The sequence below is a fragment of the Alcanivorax sp. HI0007 genome, assembly GCF_001635525.1.
Classification (GTDB): Bacteria; Pseudomonadota; Gammaproteobacteria; order Pseudomonadales; family Alcanivoracaceae; genus Alcanivorax.
Map to the genome: position 1 here is coordinate 41,704 of NZ_LWEJ01000170.1, position 26,982 is coordinate 68,685.

23 protein-coding genes are annotated in these 26,982 nt (G+C 58.8%); 8 read left to right on the forward strand and 15 right to left on the reverse strand.

Features of this window, described 5'->3' with window-relative positions; translation table 11 throughout:
• Positions 1 to 99: 99 nt before the first annotated feature.
• The 10 genes from A3714_RS09160 to A3714_RS09205 form a co-directional block, all read right to left on the reverse strand.
• Entirely contained in the window at positions 100 to 1,689 is a 1,590-nt protein-coding gene (locus A3714_RS09160; RefSeq protein ID WP_063508138.1) for an ABC-F family ATPase, read from the reverse strand.
• Positions 1,690 to 1,874: 185 nt separating this feature from the next.
• Positions 1,875 to 2,408, reverse strand: coding sequence for a DUF3299 domain-containing protein (locus tag A3714_RS09165; RefSeq protein WP_063508139.1), 534 nt, complete (start codon positions 2,406 to 2,408; stop codon positions 1,875 to 1,877).
• A gap of 1 nt (position 2,409) precedes the next feature.
• Complete coding sequence (locus A3714_RS09170) at positions 2,410 to 3,648, reverse strand: FtsX-like permease family protein (protein WP_063508140.1); 1,239 nt, start codon at positions 3,646 to 3,648, stop codon at positions 2,410 to 2,412.
• Complete coding sequence (locus tag A3714_RS09175) at positions 3,638 to 4,339, reverse strand: ABC transporter ATP-binding protein (protein ID WP_231865970.1); 702 nt, start codon at positions 4,337 to 4,339, stop codon at positions 3,638 to 3,640. The genes A3714_RS09170 and A3714_RS09175 overlap by 11 nt, the downstream gene beginning before the upstream one ends.
• Before the next feature lie 2 nt (positions 4,340 to 4,341).
• Positions 4,342 to 4,887 (reverse strand): DUF2796 domain-containing protein, encoded by a 546-nt coding sequence (locus A3714_RS09180; RefSeq protein WP_063527175.1) that lies wholly within the window; start codon positions 4,885 to 4,887, stop codon positions 4,342 to 4,344.
• The gene (locus tag A3714_RS09185; protein WP_063509983.1) at positions 4,865 to 5,275 is read right to left on the reverse strand and encodes a MerC domain-containing protein; all 411 of its coding nucleotides are present in this window, start codon (positions 5,273 to 5,275) and stop codon (positions 4,865 to 4,867) included. The genes A3714_RS09180 and A3714_RS09185 overlap by 23 nt, the downstream gene beginning before the upstream one ends.
• 84 nt (positions 5,276 to 5,359) lie before the next feature.
• Positions 5,360 to 5,818, reverse strand: a complete 459-nt coding sequence (locus tag A3714_RS09190; protein WP_063509984.1) for a transcriptional repressor — start codon at positions 5,816 to 5,818, stop codon at positions 5,360 to 5,362.
• A 7-nt stretch (positions 5,819 to 5,825) separates the two neighbouring features.
• A complete protein-coding gene (locus A3714_RS09195) occupies positions 5,826 to 6,404 on the reverse strand; it encodes a DUF1826 domain-containing protein (RefSeq protein ID WP_063509985.1) in 579 nt (192 codons plus the stop codon).
• A gap of 47 nt (positions 6,405 to 6,451) precedes the next feature.
• On the reverse strand, positions 6,452 to 7,702 hold the full coding sequence (zigA, locus tag A3714_RS09200; protein ID WP_369798887.1) for a zinc metallochaperone GTPase ZigA: 1,251 nt from the start codon (positions 7,700 to 7,702) through the stop codon (positions 6,452 to 6,454).
• Positions 7,703 to 8,092: 390 nt separating this feature from the next.
• A complete protein-coding gene (locus A3714_RS09205; protein ID WP_063509986.1) occupies positions 8,093 to 8,995 on the reverse strand; it encodes a TraB/GumN family protein in 903 nt (300 codons plus the stop codon).
• Between the two features lie 107 nt (positions 8,996 to 9,102).
• Here A3714_RS09205 and A3714_RS09210 point away from each other — a divergent pair, with 107 nt between their 5' ends.
• Positions 9,103 to 10,479 carry a sodium:alanine symporter family protein gene (locus tag A3714_RS09210; protein ID WP_063509987.1) on the forward strand — a complete coding sequence of 459 codons (1,377 nt, stop codon included), beginning with the start codon at positions 9,103 to 9,105 and terminating at the stop codon, positions 10,477 to 10,479.
• Here A3714_RS09210 and A3714_RS09215 read toward each other — a convergent pair.
• Positions 10,430 to 11,059 (reverse strand): HAD family hydrolase, encoded by a 630-nt coding sequence (locus A3714_RS09215; RefSeq protein WP_063509988.1) that lies wholly within the window; start codon positions 11,057 to 11,059, stop codon positions 10,430 to 10,432. The two genes, A3714_RS09210 and A3714_RS09215, sit on opposite strands and share 50 nt — an antisense overlap.
• Positions 11,060 to 11,375: 316 nt before the next feature.
• Between A3714_RS09215 and A3714_RS09220 the strand changes: the two genes are divergently transcribed.
• From A3714_RS09220 to A3714_RS09230, 3 genes are all read left to right on the forward strand, one after another.
• Positions 11,376 to 12,122 (forward strand): class I SAM-dependent methyltransferase, encoded by a 747-nt coding sequence (locus A3714_RS09220; RefSeq protein WP_082844814.1) that lies wholly within the window; start codon positions 11,376 to 11,378, stop codon positions 12,120 to 12,122.
• Entirely contained in the window at positions 12,103 to 13,077 is a 975-nt protein-coding gene (locus A3714_RS09225) for an ATP-grasp fold amidoligase family protein (RefSeq protein ID WP_063509989.1), read from the forward strand. The genes A3714_RS09220 and A3714_RS09225 overlap by 20 nt, the downstream gene beginning before the upstream one ends.
• A gap of 118 nt (positions 13,078 to 13,195) precedes the next feature.
• On the forward strand, positions 13,196 to 13,711 hold the full coding sequence (locus tag A3714_RS09230; protein WP_062816347.1) for an outer membrane beta-barrel protein: 516 nt from the start codon (positions 13,196 to 13,198) through the stop codon (positions 13,709 to 13,711).
• 62 nt (positions 13,712 to 13,773) lie between these two features.
• On the opposite strand, the gene A3714_RS09235 is transcribed toward A3714_RS09230, so the two are convergent.
• Both A3714_RS09235 and A3714_RS09240 read right to left on the reverse strand, forming a co-directional pair.
• Complete coding sequence (locus A3714_RS09235) at positions 13,774 to 14,799, reverse strand: lipase secretion chaperone (protein WP_063509990.1); 1,026 nt, start codon at positions 14,797 to 14,799, stop codon at positions 13,774 to 13,776.
• 23 nt (positions 14,800 to 14,822) lie between these two features.
• Positions 14,823 to 15,515 carry a TetR/AcrR family transcriptional regulator gene (locus A3714_RS09240; RefSeq protein WP_063509991.1) on the reverse strand — a complete coding sequence of 231 codons (693 nt, stop codon included), beginning with the start codon at positions 15,513 to 15,515 and terminating at the stop codon, positions 14,823 to 14,825.
• Positions 15,516 to 15,789: 274 nt separating this feature from the next.
• Between A3714_RS09240 and A3714_RS09245 the strand changes: the two genes are divergently transcribed.
• Together A3714_RS09245 and A3714_RS09250 are read left to right on the forward strand one after the other, a co-directional pair.
• Positions 15,790 to 16,758, forward strand: a complete 969-nt coding sequence (locus A3714_RS09245) for a triacylglycerol lipase (RefSeq protein WP_348719406.1) — start codon at positions 15,790 to 15,792, stop codon at positions 16,756 to 16,758.
• Positions 16,759 to 17,224: 466 nt separating this feature from the next.
• Positions 17,225 to 18,784: an MFS transporter gene (locus A3714_RS09250; RefSeq protein ID WP_063509992.1), complete on the forward strand. Its 1,560-nt coding sequence runs from the start codon at positions 17,225 to 17,227 to the stop codon at positions 18,782 to 18,784.
• Here the strand turns inward: A3714_RS09250 and A3714_RS09255 are convergent.
• On the reverse strand, positions 18,762 to 19,163 hold the full coding sequence (locus A3714_RS09255; RefSeq protein WP_156492926.1) for a hypothetical protein: 402 nt from the start codon (positions 19,161 to 19,163) through the stop codon (positions 18,762 to 18,764). The genes A3714_RS09250 and A3714_RS09255 overlap by 23 nt on opposite strands.
• Before the next feature lie 130 nt (positions 19,164 to 19,293).
• On the opposite strand from A3714_RS09255, the gene A3714_RS09260 reads away from it, so the two are divergent.
• Positions 19,294 to 20,142, forward strand: a complete 849-nt coding sequence (locus tag A3714_RS09260; RefSeq protein WP_063509994.1) for a metal-dependent hydrolase — start codon at positions 19,294 to 19,296, stop codon at positions 20,140 to 20,142.
• 72 nt (positions 20,143 to 20,214) lie between these two features.
• Here the strand turns inward: A3714_RS09260 and A3714_RS09265 are convergent, their stop codons facing one another.
• On the reverse strand, positions 20,215 to 25,806 hold the full coding sequence (locus tag A3714_RS09265) for an alpha-2-macroglobulin (protein WP_063509998.1): 5,592 nt from the start codon (positions 25,804 to 25,806) through the stop codon (positions 20,215 to 20,217).
• Between the two features lie 131 nt (positions 25,807 to 25,937).
• Here A3714_RS09265 and A3714_RS09270 point away from each other — a divergent pair, with 131 nt between their 5' ends.
• Positions 25,938 to 26,975 carry a DUF3080 family protein gene (locus A3714_RS09270; protein WP_231865974.1) on the forward strand — a complete coding sequence of 346 codons (1,038 nt, stop codon included), beginning with the start codon at positions 25,938 to 25,940 and terminating at the stop codon, positions 26,973 to 26,975.
• Positions 26,976 to 26,982 lie beyond the last annotated feature (7 nt).

A 26,982-nucleotide genomic window follows, 5' to 3' on the forward strand; every position in this document is an offset into this window, starting at 1 on the left:
TGGAGCTTTGCTCGCAAAGCGAAGAAACATCAGCAGGCTCATTGCTGAATTACGGGCCTTCGCCTTGCAACCAAGGCTCCAACAGAGACAAACGTCGATTCAGCCCACGCCCTGACTTTTCAGGTAATCGTCGTAGCTGCCTTGGAAGTCGACGATACCGGTGGGAGTGATTTCGATAATCCGGGTGGCCAGGGAGGACACGAATTCCCGGTCATGGCTGACGAACAGCAGGGTTCCCGGGTAGTTTTCCAGGGCCAGGTTCAGGGACTCGATGGATTCCATGTCCATGTGGTTGGTGGGCTCATCCAGCAGCAGAATATTGGGCCGTTGCAGCATGATCTTGCCGAACAGCATGCGCCCCTGCTCTCCCCCGGAGATCACCTTCACGGATTTGCCGATATCTTTCTGGGAAAACAGCAAGCGGCCCAGGGTGCCACGGATCACCTGCTCGTCGTCCTTCTCCTGCCCCCACTGGTTCATCCAGGCGAACAGGTCCATATCGTCGGCGAAGTCGTGGGCATGGTCCTGGGCGTAGTAACCCAGTTCACTGTTCTCGGACCATTTCACTTCCCCGGCGGTGGGTGCCAGATCCCCCACCAGACAGCGCAGCAAGGTGGATTTGCCAATGCCGTTGGGACCGATGATGGCGATGCGCTCGCCCACTTCCACGCGCAGGTCGAGGCCGGAGAACAGCGCTTCGTCAAAGGATTTGGCCAGCCCCTTCACTTCCAGCGCGTTGCGGAACAGCTTCTTGTCCTGCTCGAAAATAATGTAGGGATTCTGGCGACTGGAGGGTTTCACCTCATCCAGCTTGATCTTGTCGATCTGCTTGGCGCGGCTGGTGGCCTGCTTGGACTTGGAGGCGTTGGCGCTGAAGCGGCTGACAAAGGTTTTCAACTCGGCGATTTGCTGTTTCTTTTTCGCATTGTCCGCATGCAGACGCTCGCGGGCCTGGGTAGCCGCGGTCATGTATTCATCATAGTTGCCCGGGTACAGGCGCACTTCGCCGTAATCCAGGTCTGCCATATGGGTACAGACACTGTTCAGGAAGTGGCGATCGTGGGAAATGATGATCATGGTGCACTGACGCTGGTTGAGCACGTCTTCCAGCCAGCGAATGGTATTGATGTCCAGGTTGTTGGTGGGCTCGTCCAGCAACATGATGTCCGGATCGGCGAACAGGGCCTGGGCCAGCAGCACGCGCAGTTTCCAGCCGGGGGCAATCTCACTCATGGGCCCGAAGTGCTGCTCCACCGGAATATCCAGGCCCAACAGCAGCTCACCGGCGCGGGATTCGGCGGTGTAGCCGTCCAGCTCGGCGAATTCCGCCTCCAGCTCGCCGGCGCGTATGCCATCTTCCTCGCTCATTTCCGCCTTGGCGTAGATGCCGTCGCGCTCTTCCTTGATCTTCCACAACTCTTCGTTGCCCATGATCACGGTGTCCACCACCGAGTATTTCTCGTAGGCGAACTGATCCTGGCGCAGCTTGCCGATGCGCTCGTCCGGGTCCTTGGACACATTGCCGGAGGACGGCTCCAGATCTCCCCCGAGAATCTTCATCAGGGTGGATTTGCCGCAGCCGTTGGCGCCGATCAGGCCGTAGCGGTTGCCGTTGCCGAATTTCACGGACACGTTTTCAAACAGCGGCTTGGCACCGAACTGCATGGTGAGGTTGGCGGTTGTGAGCAATGTTTTGATCCGGTTGGAAAAGCGAAAAGCGCGGCTGATGAGAGATATCAGCGGCGAGAGTGCGCGCGAGGCGCGCGCATTGTCGCACAGCGACTGGCATCAGGACAGGGCTGGAAACGAGTGCAGGGAGTACTGAGCCTAAGGCGAACTGCACCCTACGGGGAGATCAAGAAGGAGGAACGGTGCTAGTAGCCGCTGAACATTTCGGCGGATTCGCCTTCCAGCACATAGCCGGCGGTGCCGTATTCGGTATCTTGACTGGACACCTTGAGGGTGCCTTCCAGCCACAGGGCTTCAAAGACCAGATCCAGGGGCACGCCCTGCCCTTTCATCTTCACCAGAACGATCTGGTTGCGGGGCGGGGGCGGGGTGTGGATACAGGCGCCGAAGTACGGCACCAGCAGAAATTCACGTACGTATTCCTCATCACCATCCAGCGGCACGCCATAGCCGGGCAGACGCACAACCGTATTGTCCAATTCCGACTTCAGGGGCGCTTCGCGCCAGGCCTTGTCGATGGCATCCATCATCTGCTCGCCACGGGCATCGCCATCGTCCACGTCTTCCGGTGGCTTATCTCCATAGATCTTGTTGAAGAGCTGTTCGTAGACCTGATTGACGTCGTAATCGGCGGGCACCAGGTCATCCCATTCCAGTTCACGGGCTGCCCAGCCGGGCAGACTGACCAGCAGGCAGAGACAGATAATCAGACTACGCATGTCAGTTCCTCGGGGTCAGGCCATCGGCCAGACTGTTGCGGAAGGCCTTTTCCGCCGGAATCATGCCGGCCAGGGAACCGGCCAGCAGGATGGCCGCCAGGGTCGGCAATTCGCGCAGGGACAGGAAGCTGTCCGGCAGACGCAGGGACCATTCGGCCAGGGCCAGCGGAGCCAGCGCCCACTGTGCCACAAACAACAGCGTCAGACCCAGCAGGCTGCCGATCAGAGTGAGGAACAGGCTTTCCCCTACGATCACGCCATAGACAGCAAGCCGGCCGGCACCGGCGGCACGCAGTACCGCCAGTTCGTGTCGGCGGCCTTCCAGGGCGGCCAGAATGGTGGACACCAGCACCAGTAGCGCCACCAACAGAACCGCCAGGGACGTGGCACGCAGGGCATTTTCCCCCACCGCTGTCATGCGCCACAGGCGCTGCAGCTGGACACCGGGAATGATGGCGCTGAGCGGCTCGGCTTTATAACGGGACAGTTCCCGCTGCAGGCTGAGCACGGCGGTACGTCGTTGCAGACCCAGCATGACCGCATTCACGGAATCCGGGGTATCGGCCTGCTGACCCGGCAGCGGCGGCAACCCGGAACGAAACTGGCCACCGCTGTGAATGGCGGCCATGCCGGCCAGGGAAATATGCACACTCTGATCCACCGGCGTGCCGGTGGCTGCCAGCACCCCCACCACGGTAAAGGGGTGGTTGTCGTGTTCGATAATGGCCGGGCCGCTGGCGCCATGGGCCAGCACGATATCGTCACCGAGCCGGTAACCGAGACGCTGGGCCACGGCACTGCCCAGTACCACCTGATCCGCCCCGGCAAACCACTCGCCGCTTGCCAGCGACAGGGCCCGGTCCCGCCCATAGCGGTAGTGGGCCAGATAACTGTCGTTGGTGGCCACCACCGGAAAGCCACGATGGGAATCCCCCAGGGCGATGGGAATCCACCATTTCACATCCGGATGATCCGCCAGATGCTGCACGGTTTGCCAGCGCATCCCGGCGGTGGGGTCACTGAGCCGGAACACACTGTACAACAGGATATTCATGGGGCCGCCGCGGGCACTGACGATCAGATCGATACCCGACACGGTGCTGGCAAAGTTGGCGCGCACCTGGTGACGCAGACGCTCGATGCCCACGATCATCACCAGACTCAACGCGATGGCCACAACAATCAGTGTTGCCGAGGTTTTCCGGGTACGCAGCGAGGCAAGAATGATCCTAGGCAGCATGGAGCCCTCCCCCGTTCAGTGCGGAAAACGCCACGCTGCGATGAAAACGGTCCGCCACCTGACTGTCATGGCTGACCATCAGCAAGGCACTGCCCGCGTCTTCGCATTGCTCGCAAAGCAGGGTCAACAGGGTATCGCGGCTATCGGTATCCAACGCGGACGTGGGCTCGTCCGCGATGATCAGATCCGGCTTGCCGAACAGGGCCCGGGCCGCGGCCACCCGTTGTTGCTGCCCGAACGACAATTGCCAGGCCGGTAGTACCGAGGTGGCGGCATCCAGCCCCAGCCGGTTGAGCAGGTCCTGGGCGGCGTCCCTGCGCTGGCGGTGATTGCTGGCCCCTGCTCGCTCACAACGGCGTCGGGAAAAGCCGGCACTGAGGCAGACATTCTCTACCCCGCTCAGATACGGCAACAGGTTGAAGGCCTGGAAGATGACACCTATATGGTCCGCCCGGAAAGCATCCCGCCGCCGCTGTGACAGGGAGGAAAACGGTTTGCCGGCCACCCGGATATGGCCCTGCCGGGCCGGGCGAATCCCGGTGACCAGTGACAACAGGGTACTTTTGCCACAACCACTGGGACCATGAAGCAGTACCCGCTCACCGGGCTGCAGGGCAAAGTGGTCAATATGGATGAAAGGCCGGGCTTGCCCCGGGTGCTGATAACGCAGGTTATCCAGTTCCAGTACCACGATTACTCCAGGGGAATGCGGGTGTCGCCGGGCGCCAGGCGGAGGGCCCCCTGCCCTTGCGGCAACAACAGGACCACTTCCGTGGTCAGCCCGGAAAAGGTGTCCAGAAACGGCAAGGTAATCCGGGTCAGCTCACCCGGGGACCGACACTGGAAGGTCCACTCCGCTTCCACATCCACATGATGGCCGTGGTCGTGGTCGTGGTCGTGGTCGTGGTCGTGGTCGTGAGCATCCACGTCCGGAAACAGCGACGCAACACTGCTGCGGGTGGCATGGTTGAGCCGACACTCCGCCGCCTCGGACGGTAACGGTTCACTCACCTGTTTCAGACGGTCCTCATAACGGACCCGGGCAGCGGCATCCGCGGGGGGCTGCTCAGTGCCGAGAATATCCATCAAGGGTGCGCGGAAACTGACCGTCAGACTCTCGCCTTCCACCACCACGGCCGCTTCCGCCAGGCCATGCTGGTGCACTCCCGCGGCAAGCGCCGGAAGGCTGGCCAGCAGTGACAGCCCAACCACCGTTTCACGCAGTGCGAATCTCTTCATGATGCCCCTCGCAGTCACATTTCTTGCAGGCGCGAATATTGCCAATATGCGCAGTCACCAGACAGATTCCGACCAGAGTGGTGAGCACGGGTTCCCACAGGGTGCCATGGAACGCCGATTCGAACACCGCAATCAGACACAACCCGATCAGAGCCATCAGACCGGGCAGCAACACCCAACGCCGGCGGTGGTGACGATAGCCCACCACCATGGCCACTACACTGACCGGCACAATAATGACCAGCAGTGCCTGATGAAACAGTTCCCCCATGCCGCCAAACAGGGACAGTAAACCGATTGCAAACAGCCCGGCTACGCTGGCCACACAATGGATCATACACAAACCGGACAGGGCGATGGCCGCCTGGTCCAGACGTAAGCGGGACATGGTTGTCTCCAGAATCTTCAACGGGTTTTTGAATCGTTGGCACCTTGCAGGCAAGGCGCCAACCATCCCCGCGATCCGCGGGGGTTAATGCGCAATACAGCTGGCGCAGCGGCCATGCACTTCCAGCAGGGGGTTCTGCTGGGTCACAAATCCCAGGCTGTTGATACTCTGCTGCAACTCACTGATGGCTGCCCCCGCCATGGGGGTTTCCTGAACGGCACCACACTCGTCACAGAGCAGGAACACGGTGCCCTGGTGTCCGTGGTGACAGGTGATGTGATCACAGGCCAGGTACTGGTTGGTGGAACTGAGCCGATGAGCGAGCCCCTGTTGCACCAGAAACTCCAGCGCCCGGTAGATGGTCGGCGGCTGGGCGTTGCTCTGATATTGGCCCTTGAACTGGTCCAGCAACTGATAGGCACTCTGCGGACCGGACTGAGCCAGCAACAACGTCAGCACCTGACGACGCTGGGGCGTCCAACGGACACCCTGATCGCGGCAATGCTGTTCGGCGCTGGCAAGAATACGGTCAATGCGGCTCATGGCAATCCTATATGTCCAGGGTGACCAGCAAGCGTTGCTGACCGGGAGACACGGGCGGAGACCGGTGGACCACACCCGAGCCCGGATTATCCCGCCAGGTGTCGCCTTTGAACAGGGCGACCTGCCCGGCCTCTAATTGCTGCACGCTGTCCGCGGCGTAGCGCCCTTCCTGGTCCACGCCCGGCACCAGCAGCCCGGCCGGCACAGAAGGTGCCGGCAACCACTGGCTACCCGGGCCGCCATAGGTGCACAACATGCGCACCGGGATACGGTCCACATGGAAGCGAGGGCACATGGGTTTCTCCAGGGCCGTGACGCGCAGGCCCACGCCGGTGGTACCGAACAAACAGGCCATCATCTCCGCCAGCAACGCCAGGTCCTCACGCAATGGGGCGAAATCCTCGCCGGGCAACGACCGGGCAATGGAACCGGTCAGGTCACTGGCATCCAGCCAGCTTTTTATGGCCATTTTCCTGCTGCAGGCCAGCGTTACCCGCTGCGGGTCAATCGGGCTGCGCCGGTCCCAGACGGCCACCTGTACCGGGTCCATCATCACATCGGTCAGAACGGCGGCATAATCACGCATGCTCAAACCCGGGGCCGCATAGGCCGCAGGCAATGTCCTTGCCTCGATCATCCTGCCATCTCCCACTGCGGGAACGGGTCCTCCAGTTGCTGCCAGATTTCCTTGCCCGCGAGCATTTCTTCTTCCGTGAGCAGGCAGGCATCCAGGGCCTGCCGGGTGGCCTCCGGCTGCAGATTGTGGCCGATGAAAACCAGCTCCTGGCGCATGTCGCCAAAGGGCTCCTGCCATTTCTCCATGATCATGGCGCGATAGTCCGGGTCTGTGGGCCAGTGCTTGTCCGGCACGGTTTTCCAGAACAGGCCGGCAGGGCCGTGGTGGGCGATCTCACCGGCCTGGCTCCAGTTGCCGGCAAATTGCGGGCGGCTGGCCAACCAGAAAAACCCCTTGGAGCGCAACAGCGTTCCGTAGGGCCAGGGCTGTTGCAGAAAGTCCCAGAACCGCTGCGGATGGAAAGGACGGCGGGCCTCATAACTGAAGCTGCTGATACCGTATTCCTCGGTTTCCGGCAGGTGCTCACCGCGCATTTCCTTGAGCCAGCCCGGCGCCTGCTGGGCTTTTTCGAAATCGAACAGGCCGGTGTCCAGCACCGCATCCAGCGGTACCATGCCGTGCCTGATGGGTATGATGCGAGCGTCCGGATTGAGCAACCGCAGGGTGGCGGTGAGCGTTTCCAGATCGGCCTCACTGACCAGGTCGGTTTTGCTGATCAGCAGCACATCGCAGAATTCCACCTGCTCCACCAGCAGATCCACCACATTGCGCTGGTCGTCCTCGCCCAGGCTTTCGCCCTCTTCCTGAAGGGTGCGGGCACTGCGGTAATCACGCAGAAAATTCACCGCATCTACCACGGTGACCATGGTATCCAGCCGAGCCACCGTAGACAGGCTGTCGCCGTTTTCGTCTTCGAAGGTAAAGGTTTCCGCCACCGGTAGCGGTTCGGAAATACCGGTGGATTCAATCACCAGGTAATCAAAACGCCCCTCCCGGGACAGCCGGGTCACTTCCAGCAACAGGTCTTCGCGAAGCGTACAGCAGATGCAGCCGTTGCTCATTTCCACCAGCTTTTCTTCGGCACGATTCAGGGACACCTCATTGCTGACCAGCGCCGCGTCGATATTGATCTCGCTCATGTCATTGACAATCACGGCCACACGGAGCCCGGCACGGTTATTGAGGATATGGTTAAGAACGGTGGTTTTGCCGGCGCCGAGAAAGCCCGACAGTACAGTGACGGGTAGCTGGCGCGCGGGGGCAGCTGGCTGGGTAGTCATGGAATCATCCGGTTCGTGAATGGGCATAATGTCTTTCGTTGGCTTCCAGCCGGGTTAAGCAGGCTGCTGGGTGGCATTCATGTAATCCGCCTCGGGCATGGCCAGCAGGGCCTTTTCACTGAGCACGTCCGACATGATGGCCTCCCTTTTAAGTTATGTTATAACATAACAATTGGCAGACACAATCACAGCAACGGAAATCACGCCCATGGCACTCCCGATTCCTGCCAGCTATGGCGAATGACGACTTTGCATTACTGAGGTTTGTGGACTGGCTCTGACAGAAGCCTTCATACACCAGCGCCTGGCGGCGCTGGAAAATCCCGATGACTACATGACCCGGAAATTTATCGCTCTGCACGGAGAAGCCCCACAGGCGACAGACCCGGACCTGGTTCGCCCGGGCTCTGAACGAGCTTACTGGTTCCCCTGCTCTGGACCGGCGTTGAAAGGCTCCACCTTGTAGCCCGCATCCTCGAACATCACCAGCAGGCTGTCCGGCCCGCCTAGATGCAGTGCGCCTACCAGCACCAGGCTCGGCGTGCCTTCCGTCATGGCCTGCTGGATTTTCGGATACCACTGGCGATTACGATCGATGATCAGATTCCGGTAGATACCGGGATATTCGCTCTCCATTTCATCCGCACCCAGCAGAAGATAGAGGCCGTCCAGATCGCCTTCCCGCCAGGCATTAACCGCCTGTTCCATCATGCCATCCATGTGCTCGATACCTTCCAGGGAAGACTCGATCAGGGCGTCGCCACTCTCCTCATTCAATTGCGCCATGAATGACAGCAGGGTATCGCTGGATTCCAGAAAACCCATTGACTTGCCCTGCTCGCTCGCCCGGGTGAAATAGTATTCATCAACACCCCGGCCAAAGCCCTGACGCCCCAACTCATGGACCGTCATGGCCATGGCGACCATGGCCGGCTTGAAGCTCTGGTAAGTGGCCAGTGGAAAGTTGGCCTGGGCGGCATAGTCCTGCAATTGCCCCCAGACGGGATCGGACAGATCCTTTTTCAGGGTGCGGCCAGCCGGCTGCATCATCATCTGCGTCAGTCGCCGGGAAAAGGCCGGCGTGGCGGACTCAGCCAGATTCGATTCCAGATACAGCTGGTCCGCTTCCTTGTAGGCGTGCTGCATGGCCGTTGGTGGCGGCAGGTCCGCCGTGCGCAGAAAATGCACAGTGGCCCCCAGCCAGATACGCTTGCCCTCTTTGCTGACTTCCCAGACCGGATCCGCCTGGAGGCCGGGTGCCAGAGACACCAACACCGCCAGTACAGCAACCCGCCGAATAATCCATAACCCCATCATCATGCCCCGTTGTTTTTCTTTCAGTGTGTCAGCTTGCGGAGAAAAAGAAAGATGACGGCCTCCTTTACAGACCTGACCGTGCCATAAACGCCATGCTAGGGTTACGGACCATGGATACGATCAAACAACTCGAAACGGTCATGGGCCAGCTGGTCGGCTTTCTCTGGGGACCACCGCTGGTGATCCTGCTGGTGGGTGGCGGCCTCTTTTTTCTGCTCTATTCCCGCTTGCTGCCCTACCGCTACCTGCCACAGAGCGTACGTTTGCTTTGGCGCAAACCGGACCGCGATGACCCCGGGCAGCTGTCCCATTTCCAGGCTCTCAGCACCGCCCTCTCCGGCACGCTGGGCATGGGCAATGTATCCGGCGTGGCCATTGCCATCGCCATGGGTGGCCCCGGTGCCATCTTCTGGATGTGGGTCAGTGCGCTGGTCGGGATTGCCACCAAGTTCTATACCTGCACCCTGGCCGTGATGTTCCGTGGCCAGGACAGTGAAGGCCAGTGGCAAGGCGGCCCCATGTATGTGGTGCGCGAGGGGCTGGGAAAAAAATGGCTGCCGATGGCGTACTTCTTCGCCGTGGCCGGGCTGCTGGGTACCATGCCGATTTTCCAGATCAATCAACTGGTCCAGGTGCTGCGCGACACCCTGGCGATTCCAGCGGGCCTGGCCAGTGACAATGCGCATTTCACTTTCGATCTGTTGCTGGGCCTGGTGCTGGCACTGCTGGTAATGATGGTGGCGCTGGGGAAACTGCCACGGCTGGGACGGGTCACCGGCTTGCTGGTGCCGACCATGGTGGTCGGTTATCTGCTGCTTACTGCTGTGGTGCTGATCAGCCATGCCAGTGACATCCCGGCGGCCTTTGCCATGATTTTCCAGGATGCGTTCAGTGGCAATGCCGTGGCCGGTGGCGTGGTGGGCAGTGTCATTATTACCGGCATCCGCCGGGCGGCCTTTTCCAATGAAGCCGGCATCGGCACCGAAGCCATGGCCCACGGCGCCGCCCAGACCAGGGAGCCCGTCCGCGAGGGCATGGTGGCCATGTTAGGGCCGGTGATTGATACGCTGATTGTCTGTACCTGCACCGCTCTGGTCATTCTCATCAGCGGCGTCTGGCAAAGCGGTGAAAGTAACGGTGTCACCCTCACTGCCAACGCGTTCGGGGACCTGTTCCCCCATGGTGGCGCCGTGATTCTCGCGGTACTGGTTTCCCTGCTCAGTCTGAGTACCGTTTTCACCTTCTGGTATTACGGCAGTAAATGTCTGGGCTTTCTGATCGGTGCAAAATACCAGCACTATTACATCTGGTGGTATCTGGTACTGGTCGTGCTGGGCTCAGTGGCATCGCTGAAACTGGTGGTGAGCCTGGTGGACTCCATGTATGCCCTGATGGCCATCCCCACCATGACCTCTGCCCTGCTACTGGCCCCCAAAGTCAATCAGGCGGCGCGGCAATACCTGAAATCGTCCCAAGCATCGCCGTAAGCTGTTCAAAACCGGCAAGATGCCAGTCCGTCTCGGCCTGGTAGTTGCCGGTTTCCTGAGGGTCGTAAAAACAGCTGATCATCTCCGCCCGCCGGGCGGCCTGCAGGTCATAAATGAAATCCCCCACGTAGACCAGGTTGGCAGGCGGCAGCCCCCAGGCATCCGCAATCTGCAACAAGCCGTCGGGCGCTGGCTTGGGGGCGCAATCCTCGCGGGCCAGCATCATATCCACCCGGATGCCAAGACGCGTCAGGGTCAGATCTGCCACCTCCCGGGCGTTCCGGGTCAGGATCGCCGTGGGCAGATTGGCCCGCTCGCAATACTCAAGGCATTCCCGGGCACCGGGCATCCATTGAGCCCGTTCGGCGCCCCGGCGCTCATGCTGGAGAACGATTTTTTCCGCTGGGGACCGATCCTCTTCCGGGAGCGATGCAATATACTCCAGCACCCCCACCCCTTCCGGGCAGGCCAGTTCGTGGCGGATGGCGGTAAAGTCCAGCCTGGAATCCACCAGGGTGCCATCCAGATCGAAGATCAGTCCTCTAATGCAGGACAATTTTGTGTAGTCAGGTCTTTTCATTGTCAAATCTTAGCGTGTAAGAACGTGAAGAATACAAGAACTGGAAAAACCAGTCCGAACAAACGGTTTCGTCAATTCAACACAATTCCTTGAGGCCGAATCACTCCATCAGCTGCGGACACCTGGAAGAAACGCAGCCTCAATCCCTTCGCAAAGGAAACGGTAATCCTCCATATGTATATAGTTGCACCAAAATGCGCATTCCTCCGATAATAAAGACCAAACTCATACTCCATGAAGACAGTCCGAAAACTTAAAAGAAATCTCTTTTCATCATCTTATCGGCTTATTTATTAATGATTGCTGGGGAAGCACTGTGGCGTTCTATAAGGAAATTTTTAACGAGAGAGGGAAGTCTTACAATCTGGCCATGGAGAAATGGCCAAAAGCCAGAGACCAGGAAAGGAGGATCATCCTGGACCTGATTAAACCCTCTAAAGGGGATATTATCGTTGATGCCCCGGCAGGGGGAGGCTACCTTTCCGAAGCCTTATATGAAGCTGAAGCTATACCAATCTGCGTTGAGCCAGCAAAAAACTTTGGAGATTATATACCTCCGCATTTCGAGACGCACTTTACCGACATTTTCTGCACACCATTAGAAAGTCTGTCCGTGGATAAGGTGGGAAGCCTTGCTGGCCTACACCACTTAACCCGCGAACAAATTCAACAGTTTTTTGATGAATGCTTCAGAATAATGAAGCATGGTGGAAAAATAGCGGTTGCAGATGTTCTCAAAGGTTCTGATGTGGCCATTTTTTTAAATGGCCCTGTAGATAGATGGACAGAAACAGGGCATGACGGAAACTTCTTCGAAGAGGGAGAGCTTTCTGAATATATGCGAAAATCAGGCTTCAAAAATATCACAGAGAATCATGAACAATTCTATTGGAGCTTTTCAAAGCATGATGACCTGATTTCATTCTGCCACTTTCTTTTTGGCTTGAAGAAAGCCAAAACAGAAGAGTTAGCGCCTACGCTATCCGAGACACTCGGAATTGTGAAAGCCGACGGCAGCCACCTATTAAAATGGTCATTGATTTATGCTTACGCCGAAAAATAAAAAAAACACCGTTGCCGATAGCGCATACCTCGTTTTTTTTACTCTTTGGATATGGGTGACCCACCCGAAAATTATTGCTTTCTTCATAAGAAGAATACGATATTTCCCAAGAGTTATATTCCCAAAAACCATTAACGATAAGTTTATATGGAGAAAGATTTTTGACCATGACCGGAGATTCGTCATACTTTCAGACAAATTAGCTTGTAAAAAGTGGGTTTCGGAAAGAATTCCTGAACTTCGTATCGCAAAGGTACTCTGGGCAGGCAATAGCATCGGAAATATTCCCCGGGAATTAATTGGGAAGCCAGCAATTCTGAAAGCAAACCATGGCTGCGGAACAAATTATTTTCTCAACGAAGCAAACTATGACTTAAGGAAGCTTGAGGAAAAAGCGCAGAGCTGGTTAAGACTTAATCATGGCAAAGATCATGGTGAGTGGGCTTATAGTCAAATTCGAAGAAAAATCTTCCTTGAAGAAATTATTGAGCCCAAGAAAGACAGTCTTACAGAGCTTAAAATATATACTTTTGGCGACAAGGTAGGCCGCATTGTTCATATTGGTGGCAGACTGGGTGACATCAGATCAAATGCGTGGAATATAGACAACGATGACAATCCTGTATTGAGCGATGAACCTGCCTCTTTGGCAAAGCCAGACCCCAATATGCCCCTTCCCGCTTCCTTTCCAGCCGCTTTGAGAATTGCTCGGAAACTGGGCAAAGAATTCGATCATCTACGTGTTGACCTGCTTTATGACGGCGTCGATTTATGGCTTGGCGAGCTAACCGTTTACAACCAAGCAGGGTATATGTACATACCTTCTGCGCAAGACCCGCTCTCTTCCCTATCAAAAATGTGGGATATACAAAAGTCGGGCTTCTTTGCTTACAGCGGAAAACAAAAACGTTACAGAAGGTACATATCGATTCTCTCGAAACACCTTTCTTCGTAAAGTATTGATCACAAAATTAAAATACTTTACCCCGAAGCCGACTGTTCACTATTTATCTCTTCGTAGATCACATGTAAGTCGTATAGACTGCTGTTATGTCTTTTAAGGAGAGAACCACATGAAACGCTTTGGACAAGCACTCACCGGCCTGGCTCTGCTGACATTGGTACCTCTCGCCAATGCCGGCGGGATTTATATCGGGGGCGGCCTCTATAACGCCTCGGTGGACGAAAACGTCGACGATGTGAAGTTCGATGACGATGACACCACCGGCGCCCTGTTTCTTGGTTGGCGCCCCATCGAGTTGATTGGTGCAGAAATCGGCTACTACGATTTCGGGGAACAGGAGGCTGACAACGGTACCCGCATCGAAGGCGGCGCCTTTACCTTGGCTGGGTTGTTGAGTCTTGAGCTGGGCCCGGTCGGTCTGTATGGCAAGGCCGGGGTGGCAGACACTGATTTCGATATCCGCAATGCGGGCGGAGACGATGACGACTCATCCACAGACGCTTTTGGCGGGGTTGGTGCCACCGTTGACCTGCTCGACAAACTGTACCTGTATGGCGAGTTCGTGCATTTCGACAATGATATCGGCGTCGATATGATCGGCGCAGGTTTGCGCTATCATTTCTGACCAGGCCGCTACAGACGAGCCCACCGGGCTCGTCTTTAGGTCAGCCCCGAACCGTCGCCGGATTAACGGTCTTCGCTGTTGATCCGGTCCAGAGCCTGTACCCGGGCGAGTTCTTTCTCTTCGAAAAGTCGTTGCTGCAACCGGGCCAGCGCCACCTGTTGGTCCGTGTGTGACAACCCACTGTTGATCAGCTGCAGGCGCTCCTGTCGATATGCCTGGTAACGCTGCTCCCAATCCTGACGCTGTTGCTCCAGGGCTTCGAAACGTTCTGCCGCCTGGGGACCGAAAGTCTGCTCCCGTAATGCACGAATCTCCGCTTCGCTGGCGCCCTGCTCGCGCATTTCCCGGGTGCGCTGTTGCAGCCTTATCGGAGCGCGGGTTTCATTCAGCATCTGTTGCAGGCCCGCGGGCAGATTCTGTTCAAGGGCAGCCAGTTGCTGGTCCCGTTCCACCGCCGTCAAATTGTCATTCTCACGCACAGCCTGCTGTTCAATCATGTAGCGATCATAGGTCATATCCAGCCCGTAAAAAGCGTCGGCCACTTCCGGTCCCAGATACGCCTGCTGCATATCGTGTCGCTGCGTGATGGCCTGACGCATGGCTGCGACACTGCCATCGTGCTCCGGCAATTGCTCCATGGCTTCCCGCAAGGCCATGTACTGCTGGTAAATCGTCCAGGCCTGGCGTGCGGCCTGGGGAGGAAGTTGTTCTGACAAATACCCGGCAAGACGTGCCTGAATATCTTCCAGGGGCTCTTCACCCACAGCCGTCAGGAAATAGTCAAACACCTGACGGACAGCAGGATTGATAACCAGGTCTCCATTGGCGTTAACCAACAGTTGGCCATCAACACGGGTCCCCTGGAGCGACGCCGGTGTCGGCCCCACGCTCTGCGCCCGCTGACGGAAATGATCATAGCCTTCCGTGTCAGTCAGGCCGGCGATTTCAAGATCAGAAAGGGAGGTACTGGCGGTATCCCGTGCCGGCTTCGCTGTGCGGTGGCTCTCAGGGTCTCCCGGCAAACCCCAGATCAATAATACGGCCATCAAGAACAGCAGCAGTGCGCCAAAGAGGTAGCGTTTTTCCATGGTCACTTCCTTTATTGTTGTTTTTAGGAGCCTGTCTCTGATTCATTCTCTACCAGACCCAGCAGGCGACTGAAGAAAGGTGATGCCATCATCTCTTGCCAGTCGTGTCTGTTACCCAGCATGGCAATACATAATCGCCCCATGACCTCAATGTAACGGGGCATCTCGGTATGCTCAGCCTGCATACAAAATTGATACCCGAGGTGTTCGATGCCCTGCACCAGGGAGGTTAACGCCAGATCATCCGGCGGGGTTCGGCCGTGCCTGACCATGCTGCTGTGCAGGGTGGAAGCAATGCGTCGATTGTGCTCGTCACGATATCGCGAAACCGGGGAGGAACGATCATGCAATTCCCGAAATCGCGCTTCCATGAGCAATCCCTGTGAGCGGCCCCAGTTCAGATACCCGCTCAGGGCCATGGGCAGGTAGTCATAAAACTCTTTCTGGGGTTGCTCGAAAATCCTGACAAATAACTGCTCCACTTCCTGGTTGCATTGGCGAACAACCTCATCAATCACATCCACGGCGGAAGAAAAGTATTTATAAAAGGTGGGCCGTGACACCTGCGCCTGCTTGAGTATCAATGCCACCGTTGTCCCGTAGGTGCCGTGCTCACCGTAGACTTCGCGGGCCGCATCAACGATGCGCTCACGGGTATCCGCGGTTTTTCCGGCAGGCCTTCCCCGCCGTTTCTTCTGCCCTGAAGCAGGCTCCATACAACTCACCCTTAATATCGGTGTTACTTTACTACAGCTTGCCCGGTTAGCCAGACATCGGCCATGACCGTGGCTAAAACGCCTGGAATCAGGACCTTGTTGCTGACCTATGCACAATTAAACCATTATTTTTGCACCTTTATAACAAATAGGTATTAACATTGGTGTTAATTAATGATTGAGATTCCTTTATGGTGGTCTCACTCCTGATCAGGGAGCGCTCGGCGAAGACTTGGCAGTACCGCCGATAATAATAAACAACAAGGTGATGCCAATGATGAGATCCTCAAGAGCGCCCCTGGGCGCACTTACCCTACCTCTATGTCTGCTGTTGTCCTCCCTCAGTCTGCCTGCCCATGCCGGCTGGTTCGATTGGCTGTTCAAGGACACCTATACCGAAACCCGTTACCCCATCGTGCTCAGCCACGGGCTGTTCGGCTTTGATGACATCGCCGGCTACAACTACTGGTACCGGATTCCCGAAGAACTGCGCCGCAGTGGCGCCAAGGTCTATGTCACCCAGGTCGCTGCCGCCAACAGTACGGAAGTGCGCGGCGAACAGCTGGCCCGTCAGGTGGAAGCCATTCTGGCTGCCACGGGCGCAGACAAGGTGAATCTGATCGGTCACAGCCATGGCGGCCCGACGGTGCGTTATGTGGCATCGGTGTATCCGGACTATGTGGCATCCGCCACCGCCGTTGCCGGCCCCCACACCGGGGCCCGCATGGCCGATGTATTGCTCGGCTTGCAGGAAGCGCTGCCACTGACCGGGAATGTGATTGGCAATATCGTCAATGCAGCAACCGGTTTTCTGGATCTGATTTCCGGTGGGGGCTACGACCAGGATTCCCTGGCCGCTCTCTATTCCCTGTCCACACCCGGCAGCACGGAATTCAACAGCCATTACCCGGAGGGATTACCAGAAGATGCCTGCGGCCACGCACCGGAAGTGGCTGACAATGGCGTACGCTACTACTCCTGGTCTGGCGCCAAGCCGCTGACCAATGTGCTGGACATCAGCGATGCCGGTATGGGCCTGCTTGCTCTGCTTTACCTTGGCGAGAAGAACGACGGTCTGGTTTCCAGCTGCTCCAGCCATCTGGGCCTGGTGATCCGGGATGACTATCGCATGAACCACCTGGATGAGGTGAATCAGATTGCCGGCCTGGTCAGTCCTTTCGAAACCAATCCCACCGCGGTATTCCGTCAACATGCCAACCGCCTGAAAAACCGCGGGCTCTGAATCCGGCAAACAAGAACACAGCGGGAGAGCTGTTCTCTGGGGGCGCCTTTATGGCGCCCTTTTTCTTGGGTTTTTCGCGGATAGAGTGAAGAAATACTGCGATGGGTCTGCAGACATATGCGATATCAAGTACGCAGGATGCAATGAGCCTAGGGCGAACTGCACCGATCCGGCGTTTGATGGTGCAGTTCGCCTTAGGCTCAGTGCACCCTACGCGATCTGCATCGGTGGTCATTCAGATTCAAGGTTCTGTCATCCTCACCGCTATTCCCGGGCAGGCATCACACTGTCATGCAACCGCCACTGGCTTTTGCGAAAACCAGGAAGGATACTGGCCGGCTGTTTTTTTGCGCAGCCAGCTTGACCTCAAGTCAGGTTGAGACTTTAGGGTTCTTTAACCGTTCCCCTGTCGAAAAGCAGGCACCGGAAACGACAACCTGATACGCCCTGTTGCGAGGAAGACACCATGCCCACCCCCCAAGCCGCCACCCGTCGCGAGTGGCTGGGACTGACGGTGCTGATGCTACCCACCGTATTACTGGCACTGGATATGACCGTGCTGCATCTGGCGGCACCCCACCTCAGTGCCGACCTGAAACCCACCAGCGCCGAGCTCCTGTGGATCCTGGATATCTATGGCTTCATGATCGCCGGCTTTCTGGTAACCATGGGCACACTGGGTGATCGCATTGGTCGTCGTCGGCTGCTGCTGACCGGCGCCACCGCTTTTGGCGTTGCGTCAGCCCTGGCAGCCTTTGCCACCAGTGCGGAAATGCTGATTGCCACCCGCGCGCTACTCGGCATTGCCGGGGCCACCCTGATGCCTTCGACTCTGTCGCTGCTGCGAAACATGTTTCAGCTGGAGCAGGAACGTACCGTGGCAATTACCGTGTGGATGACCGGTTTCATCGTCGGTAGCGCCATTGGCCCGCTGGTGGGGGGAGCGCTGCTGGAGTTCTTCTGGTGGGGCTCGGTGTTCCTGCTGGGGGTACCGGTGATGCTGTTACTGCTGGTGTGCGGACCGCTGCTATTACCGGAGTTTCGTGATGAGGAAGCCGGCGCCCAGGACTGGACCAGCGCCCTGCTGTCGGTGGCCATGGTACTGGCGGTGATCTACGGTCTGAAAGATATGGCCCGCAACGGAGTATCACTGATACCGCTGCTGTCCGTTGCGCTGGGCCTTGCGATCGGCGTGCTTTTTGTCCGTCGTCAGCGGCGGCTGGCCGAGCCCATGTTTGATCTGTCGCTGTTTGCCATCCGCACCTTCAGCACCTCGGTGGCGGCCATGATGCTCACCATCCTGGCCTTGTCCGGCGCCTGGCTGATGGTATTCCAGTACCTGCAGGGAGTCCTTGACCTGTCGCCACTGGAGGCCGGACTGGTGATGCTGCCGCCGGCCCTGGTGCAGACCGCAGCGTCCTTACTGATCCCCCGACTGACCCGTTATCTGCCCCACTGGCAGCTGGTCAGCGCCGGGCTGGTGATGGCAACCGCCGGCTTGCTGATTCTGCTGCTGGTGCACAGTCCCGCCCAGATTCCCTTGCTGATCGTGGGAATGACCGTGATGGGCGTGGGCGTGATGCCGATGATGATCCTGGGGACCGACATGGTGGTCAGCGCCGCACCGGCACGCAAAGCCGGTGCGGCGTCGGCCACCTCGGAAACCGCCACGGAACTGGGTATGGCGCTGGGTATCGCCGTGATCGGCAGTATTGGCGCGGCCGTTTACCGGCAACATATGCTGGAGCAGCTCCCTGCGGGATTGCCTGAGGAGCTGTCACTGGCTGCCGGGGATACCCTGGGCGGGGCCATCGGTGCCGCCGCGCAGTTGGGCCCGGAACTGGGCGCGCCGGTGATGGCCGCAGCCCGGGAGGGCTTCAGCCTGGCACTGCATACCAACTCCGCCATTGGTGCAGGGATTCTGGCGATGACCGCCGTATTGGTAGCCGTGATGCTGCACAACCGCACTCCGGACGATGCCGCAAACGCCGAGCCGGCACCGCCTACTTCACCCGATCAACAATAACCCGGGTGTCACCGGCCTCGCTCGGGCCTGCAGCGAAGGCCGCCACCAGGGTGGGGCCTTCGTGCAAGCGCACCTGCTGGCGAATCCTGTGGCGCCCGTCACCACTGCTCCCGTAGGTGATATCGAGAGAGAAGCTGTCCTTGCCCAGGCGGTCAATTGCCACGGCATAGCCCTTGCCGCTGACTTGCCAATGGTGACGGCGGTCACTCTGGTAGAGACGAATCACCCAGTCGCGGCCGCCCTCGTCATTACCCTGCTCCACCACCCGGATACCACTGTCCGGTACCCCATGGCGCTCCATCACCAGAAAGTGGAAGGCACTGCCAATCGCCACCAGGCACACAACAGCGCTTAACAATAAACGCCATTTTCCCGTCATTGCCGACCTCTATCAGCTAACTAAAACCCATTGTTTCAATTCCGTGATCGACTGTCACAGTGGAATTGTAATTTTCGGCCAACAGGCGTTAAGTGGATGACAGGATCATTGGAGAAAAGGTGGTATAACAATGAAAATGCATATCATGCCAATTCGCCGGAATCTCAAATTTCATGTTCCGGATGAGAAGGTACTCAATTGGCACAGTTGGGGCCCCACGGTCACCCAGTTCTTCAACACGCTTTCGCTGTTTTTCCCGGAAGGCGAGCGCTTCTTCATCAATAGCGTTCGCAAGTATCGCGACCGCATTGACGACCCGGAACTGCAGGAAGCCGTGCGAGCCTTTATTGGTCAGGAGGCCATGCACGGGCGCGAGCATGAGGACTACAACCAGAAGATGGTGGAAGCCGGGCTGCCGGTGGATACCCAGGAAGCCATTGTTTCCAAACTGCTGGATGTGATTTCCAAATACACACCCAATGCTCTGCAACTCTCCGCCACCGTGGCACTGGAACACCTGACCGCCATTCTCGCCGATATCCTGCTGCGTGAGCCGGACCTGATTGACGATTCGGATGAGTCCTACCAGCGTCTGTGGCACTGGCACGCCCTGGAAGAAACCGAGCACAAGGCGGTCGCCTTTGATGTGTACCAGACCGTATTCGGTACCGGCATCAAAGCGTGGGCCCTGCGCAGTGTGGGCCTGGTCCTGGCCACCACCATTTTCTTCTCGCTGTTCTATCCCTTCTACCTGATCAACACCTGGAAGGTGGGCCAGTTGTTCAATCTGAAAGGCTGGTGGCTCTCGTTCAAGTTCCAGTGGCTGAAACCGGGCGGCCTGCGCCGGGTGGTGATTCCCTGGCTGGACTGGTTCAAGCCGGGCTTCCACCCCTGGGACCACGACAACCGGGAATTTCTGGCAGAAATGGATAGCCTGATCGGCGATGCGGACGGTTACCAGAAAAACGAAGCCGCCTGACACAACCCCCTACGGCATCCACAAAAAAGCCCCGGAATGTCCGGGGCTTTTTGATTCACTATGTCGCCCTGTTTATTCCCGTTTCACTTCCACCCACTGGCCTTTGCTGCGGGCCTGACGGCGGCCGTCGTACATGGCTTCCACGGTCCAGGCCGGCAGGTAGAAACGGCCGGCGAAAGAGGCGTTCAGGTCCACGCTGAGGGTCAGGGCATCTTTACTGCCGGGCTTCAGGTCGAAGTAATGCATCACCCGGTCGTCGCGCAGATCCTGGTACGTCACCTTCTCGTTATTGCCCGCACTGCCATCCAGACGGCTGCTGGTCAGCTGCCAGCCGGACGGCAGAATCTGGGTCAGCGCCACATCCTCCAGCAAGCGGGAGCCGGTATTGGTCACCGTCACCTGCGCCGTGAAATCCTGCCCTTGCGTCAGGCTGGCCGGATTGATCGGCCTGTCATTAACCAGGAACCGTACGGCCAGACTCAAGCCTTCGCTCACCGGCGCCTCGTTGCCCGGTAGCGGAGTACCGGTCTGGCTGAGGGTAACGAACAGCTTGCGATCGCTGTCATTGCGTACACTGAGCGACTGTTTGTCATCCCCTTCCCGGCCGCCGGCGTTGAGCGGCTGGCGGGTGACCGGCGAGGTGGCGGCAATATCCTGCCAGCCCTGTTTGCCTTCCTGCCAGGCAAAGCGGTAACCATGATCGCCGCCCTGACTCCCCGCATAACGGGCCATGGCCATCAGTGACCAGGCGGTGGTCTGGGTGCTGTACCAGCTCTGTCCGGACAATTGATCGGCAATATCCTGGGCCAGGGACCAGGCCTCCTGCTCACGATTCAGAGCCTGAGCCACCGTCAGGCGAATGGCCTGATCACGCAGGGAGGAGCCGTAGGTGTAACTGGCACCGTCATAGTCCAGATCATCCACATTCAATGTGGTGAGTTCAGCGGCCACATCGCTGAGCCCCATCTGCTGATAGGCCGCCGCCAGCAACCAGCGACCGCTGTGGTAACTGGCACTGCGGGGATAGTCCTGCTTCGCCATCTGCAGGCGCTCACGCAGGCGGTTCATGGCACCCACCTGGGGCTTGCCGGCCAGAGCCAGGGTGTACTGCCGATAGGCCTCGGCGCTCCATTCCCAGGGACGATCCCCCAGGGTCTGACTACGACGGGTTTGGTATTCGACCCAGTCATCCATCATGCCGGCGGGCACCGCATACCCCAGCCTTCTGGCTTCCAGCAGGAAGTGCCCGGCATAGGTAGACCCCCAGTCATTGGCCTGGGCCTGGCCGGGCCAGTAGCCAAAGCCGCCGTTGGCCAGCTGGAAGCGCTTGAGCCGTTCGATGCCGGCGGTAATGTTCGTTTGGATCTCCTGTTGCTGCTGCGCATCCAGTTGCACCAGCTGTTTCAAGTACAACTGCGGCAGCACCGACGACGTGGTTTGCTCAACGCAGCCGTGGGGGTAGCGCAGCAGATAATTCAACCGTCGCTCCAGCCCCATGGCCGGCAGGGCACTCACTGCCAATGTCGCGCTGTTGGTACCGGTCATGCCATGGGGCTGATAATCCAGCGCCCAGGTTTCCCCTTTCTCCAGCACCTTGAAGGTATCGCGGGTGGTGGGCGGATTAGCTGCCCGTACCGGCAGGTGCACGGTTTCGCTGGCGCGATGCTTGCCCCCCGTGGCCGTCACCGTGACCGAGCCGGTGCCTACCCGGTCGTTGGCGCGCAGGCGCAGCATGACGATCTGGTCCGACGGTCCGGTAAAGGTCATCGCCGCCTCACCGGTTTCCACGCTGAACAGGTCATCATCTGCCTGCACGGACAACGTGACCTGCTTCACCGCGTCGTCGGTGACGAACACCGTTACCGGCAAATCCACGGTTTCTCCCGGGCCCATGACCCTCGGCAAGGTACTGAGCACTGCCAGTGGCTGGGTCACGGTGATGTCCTGATCCGCCTTGCCGTAGGCGCCATTGTCACCGGCCACCACCATGGCCCTGACCTGCCCCATATAGGGCGGCAGGCTGATCTCGTGACTGGCGCTATCACCCGCATCCAGGGTGAAGGGGCCGAGGAATTTCACCACCGGCGGGAAACGCCGCCGCTGTTTTTCGCGGCCATCATCGGCGCCATCGGAGCCGCCCAGGGCCAACAGCCGGTCCAGCTCGGCCCCGTAGGCACCGACCACCATGTCGAACAGATCCCAGGTCAGTACTCCCAGGGCTTCGCGACGATAGAAGGCGCCGTGGGGGTCCGGGGTGCGGTAGTTGGTGAGGCCAAGCAGGCCCTCGTCCACCAGCGCCAGGGTATAGGTCATGGCCTTGCCCTGCTTTTCGCTGACCTCCACGGTGAAGCTTTCTTCCGGTTTCACTTTTTGCGGCGCGCTTATCTGCGGCTGCAATCGGGTGGCCGGGTCTTCCACCAGTAGCGGCACGATACCGTACAGACGGATGGGCCGGTCGTTGTCGCGCTGGTGCGGTTGCAGCAAAGCCACATGCACATACACGTTGGGCGCCATCTCGGCAGTCACCGGAATCTCCAAAGTCTGAGCCTGGCCACTGGCCGGCAGCCAGTAGTGATCCAGCACCCGGGAACCGTTTTCCAGGCTCACCAGCAGGCGGCCTTCGCTGATCGCAGGCAGTTCTACCCTGGCTGTGTCGCCCACCTGGTAACCTTCCTTGTCCGCAGAGAGGGACAAACGGGTAGCCGCATCCTGACTGCCGCTGGCCTGGTCGCTGCTCCAGCCCAGATACACGGTCTGCGAGGTGCAGTGATCACTTTGTCGATCGCAGACGCGAATCAGGTGGCGACCCCAGTCATAGTTGTTGCCATTCAGCGTCCATTGGCCCCGGCCTTGTGCATCCGTGGTCAGCTGTGCCTGGGTAACCACCTTGGTATTGGGGTCGCTGATGAAATTGCTCAGGTCGTCGCCGGATCGGTCCCACCACCAGCGCCAGTCGATTTCGTAGATAGTGATATCCAGCGGCCGGCCGTCCACCGGCTTGCCCTGGCTGTTCACGCTGATCAGGTCGATCGGGTGCTTGCCATCACGGGACAACGCACCGCCCCAACCACTGCCCTGCGGCACCTGCATGCCAACCCAGTGTTTGAAGGGGTAGACCGGCACACTGCGAACCTGGGTACTGTAATCACCGCTGTTTTCGAACACCCGGGTGGTCAGGGTAGCGCGCAGCATGCCCGGGGTCTGTTCCACCGGGATGGTGAGCGGGAAGCGGGCCTTGCCCTGCCCGTCCACATTGGCTTCGAAGGCGGTAAAGGGCTCGCTACTGAGGGCGCGGGTGCTGTCATCGAAATGATAGGCATTGAGGCCATCGAAGCCAGTTGTGGTCGCCGCCACCCGCACTTTCACATCCGCTTTCAGGCTGGCGGCGGTGGCGCCGTTGAGCCACTGGGCAAACAGGCCCACCTGCGCCGCTTCATTGGCGGGTAGCTGGTCGGGCAGTTCCAGCTCAATCTTCAGCCGGTTGGGCTTGATGGCCTCTACCCGCACCGGGGTATCGAAATAGCGCTGCCCCAGCCGGGCCACGGCGCGCCAGTTACCGGTGGGGGCGTCTTCGCGGGTGCTCAGGGTAAAGGCATAAAAGTCCCCCACCGGCTGATCCAGGCTGTAGCTTTTCACCTTGTTTCCACGGGGATCGAACCAGTCCAGAGAGAGCGGGTGGTCGTCGGGCAGCACGTCGTTTTTATCTTCGAGAATAAAGGTCAGGTGGATGTCATCGCCCGGGCGCCACACATCCCGTTCCCCGTAGAAAAACCCTTTCAGACCATCGCGCACGGTCTGGCCGCTGGTGTTGAACTGGTTGGTGGGCAAGGCCCGGTTGCGGGCCACTTTCAGGAAACCGGTGTCGCGATCTTTTACCGCCTGCAGATAGAAAGGCGTGCCATCCAGCTTGAGGCTGGCCATGCCCTCCTCATCGGTGAGCCCCATACCTACCTGTTGCTGCTGGTAATTGTAGGCCTTCACCACCACATCGGCGGCGGGCTCATTGTTGTCCAGGGTGGTGGCCACCACGTGCAGGGTATCGTCCTGGCCACGCTTGGCGATCAGGCCCAAGTTGGAAGCCAGGAAGGCACGGGTGCTGGAGGCCAGGTCGTTATAGCGGTAGTAACTGTCGGAACAGGGGTTGTCCTGTTCGTACCAGCTCAGGTAGCCGGCATCACGGTAATAATCCGCCAACCGGTCCGGTTGGTCCTGTTCCTGCCCCGGGCCTTCGTTGTTGTCCGGCAGGGTTGTCTCACGGGTCAGGGCATTGTCCGGGCAGGTATAAGTGATGTCGTCGCCATCAATGGTCAGGGTGAGATGGACCAGACCATTGGGATGTTTGGCCATCAGCTCGGTCAGGTCCAGATGATAGCGCTGCCAACCGTCGCCGTTGGCGGGAAGCTCAAGGGTTTTCTGCCACAGGTAGCGGCCAGTGCGGGTATCCATGTCACCCTCATCCAGCTCACTGCCCTGCAGATAATTGCCAATATTGTCGTCAAACACCCGGAAGGCCTGCACCTTCACTGAGCGAATACCGACGGCCTCAAAAGGGACGCTGAGCTGCTTGCCATCCGGCAGGATGGTGCCCTTGCCGACAAAGCGCACACCGGGCTTGGTCATCATCAGGGTGATGGTTTTTTCCAGCTTTTCCGCCAGCCGGCCATGACTGGCGGAGCGCAGACCGGCGTCGATCACCAGTGCCACATTCTCTTCCTTGTCATCCTGGGGGTAGACCCGCAGGCGACTGCCGTCCACCTCCAGGCGTGGCGCCTTGCCATTCAGGGTGACCAGGCCGTTGAGGTTCTGGGAGCCTTGCAGGGCCTCGGAAAAATTCACTTCCACATGGGGTTTCGGGTAGTTCACTGCCCGCACATTGGTGACTTCGAAGGCCGCTACCGCAGGGACGTTGTAATGGCGCTCACCCTGATTTTCCACGCCCAGCGAGCTGCCATTCCAGCCCAGGGTCACCTGACTGGCCTGGTCGCCCCGGCGGATACCGGATACGGTAAAACCATGGCGCAAGCCGGCCTTGTCGTGCTCCCAGCTTACCGGGAGGCTTTGATTGTCCTGGCTGGCGCGCAGGCTTTTTTCCACCCTCTCTTCGTCTGCCAGATCCCGGGTTTCCAGGCTGCCGGTGAGCACCATCTGCTCGCCATCATCCGCCGGCAGCAGGGATTGCACGGTCAGGCTCAGTTGCTGGCGCATGACCTGCAGGGGGAATTCTGCCGGGGGTAGCGTTTCATCCACACCGTTCAGGCCCTGGGCATAGAGCATCAGGGTCAGGTTTTCACCGGCGGGCAGTGGTTCCGAGGAGTGGATTTCCAGCCGGTCTTCGGCAGTAAAGCGAATGTCCGCCGGTATTTCCGGCACCAGCCGGGCGACACCGGAGACCGGCTGGTCAAGCTTGTCTGCCGCAATGACCGGGTGATTGAAACGCACCACCAACGGGGCCCGGGCACTGATCACCCCGGAGGGGGAAGACGCCAGGTGAGCCTGCCAGCGACTATCCAGCTGTGCCGGCGCGGGCTGAGTGGTTTGCGTGTCGGCTTTATCCTGTTTGGGTGGTGAGTCGGTGCCCCCCTTCTCTCCGGTATCACAGGCGCCCAGTGATAATGCCAAGAACAGCATCACTAACCGGAAAAACGGCAATCCCCTCGTTGACATAATGCGCTTCCAATGCAAATTAATGATCAGGCCAAACATAGCACAACCGTTCCGCAATGCGTGGGCAGATCCACCGCAGTGTCAACGGTTTGGCAAAACTCAAACAGCACACCAATCGGAGTGCCGTCGTGATGCAGAAAAAAGCCGGCTGGGTACTGGCATCCCTGGCCATCGCTTCACTGCTTGTCATCGGGTGGCTGGCCCCGCAGGACCCGGATGAAGCGCGATGGGAGGATTACCTTAGCCGGATTGCCCGACTGAGCCGACAGGAGCTTCCCGCACGGGGCCCACTTCCCCTGCTGACCTATCCCGGTGCCAGAGAGTTACGGCTGCCACTGCCGGAACACCGCGTGGACCTGCTCGATTATCTGGAACTGCGCCACTGTGGACTGATGGAACTGATCAGCCAGCGCAACAGCGCTCTGGGCAAGCTGCAGGCGGATTCCTTACGGCTCAATCATGAGCTGGCGTTTATTCAACAGGCGCGCGCCTGCCTGGAAGAAGACGCACTGGAGGACCCGGAGCTGGTAAAGATCATGTCGAAGGTGGTGGCCGAAAAGAAAGCCGCGTTGCCGGCCCTGTACTGGAATGTGCTTGCCAGCAGCGAGGAAATACGGCGCTTTTTCAGTCAGTCTCCGTCCGCCAATGTCGGCGACATCAGCGCTGCCTTGCAGAGCCTGCAGCAACTGAGTCACACCCTGGTCGCCCACAAACAGAGCGGCGCGGTGACACCGCTGAAGCTGGAGCCGCTGCTGGAAACCCTGGCCCATAATCAATCCGGCGGCTACCTGCTTCGGCGCATGGCGCTTTCATTGCGTGAGCTGGAGCGTGGTAACCAACTACTGGAGGGCATTGATCCGCAACGCCTTTGTCCGCGCAACCAGGCCAGCACCCGGGCCCATCGCCTGCGCAATGTGCTGGACAAGGTGTGGGGGCCAAAGGTGCAGCAGGCCCTGGCGCAAAGCCGTCGCCAGCGTCAGTCTCTGGCTGACAGCCTCGAACAGATGAACGGTCTTCTGGATTCGCCCCCCGCCTCTTTCACCCACTGGCGGCACCATTACTTCGGTCAGGACGGAGTGGAAAGCCGCATGGAGCGTGCCCTGGAGCGCCATGTTAGCCTGTGGCAGGAGCTCCTGGGCGCCTGCGGACTGATGCCGGGGAAGCCATGACTGGCGG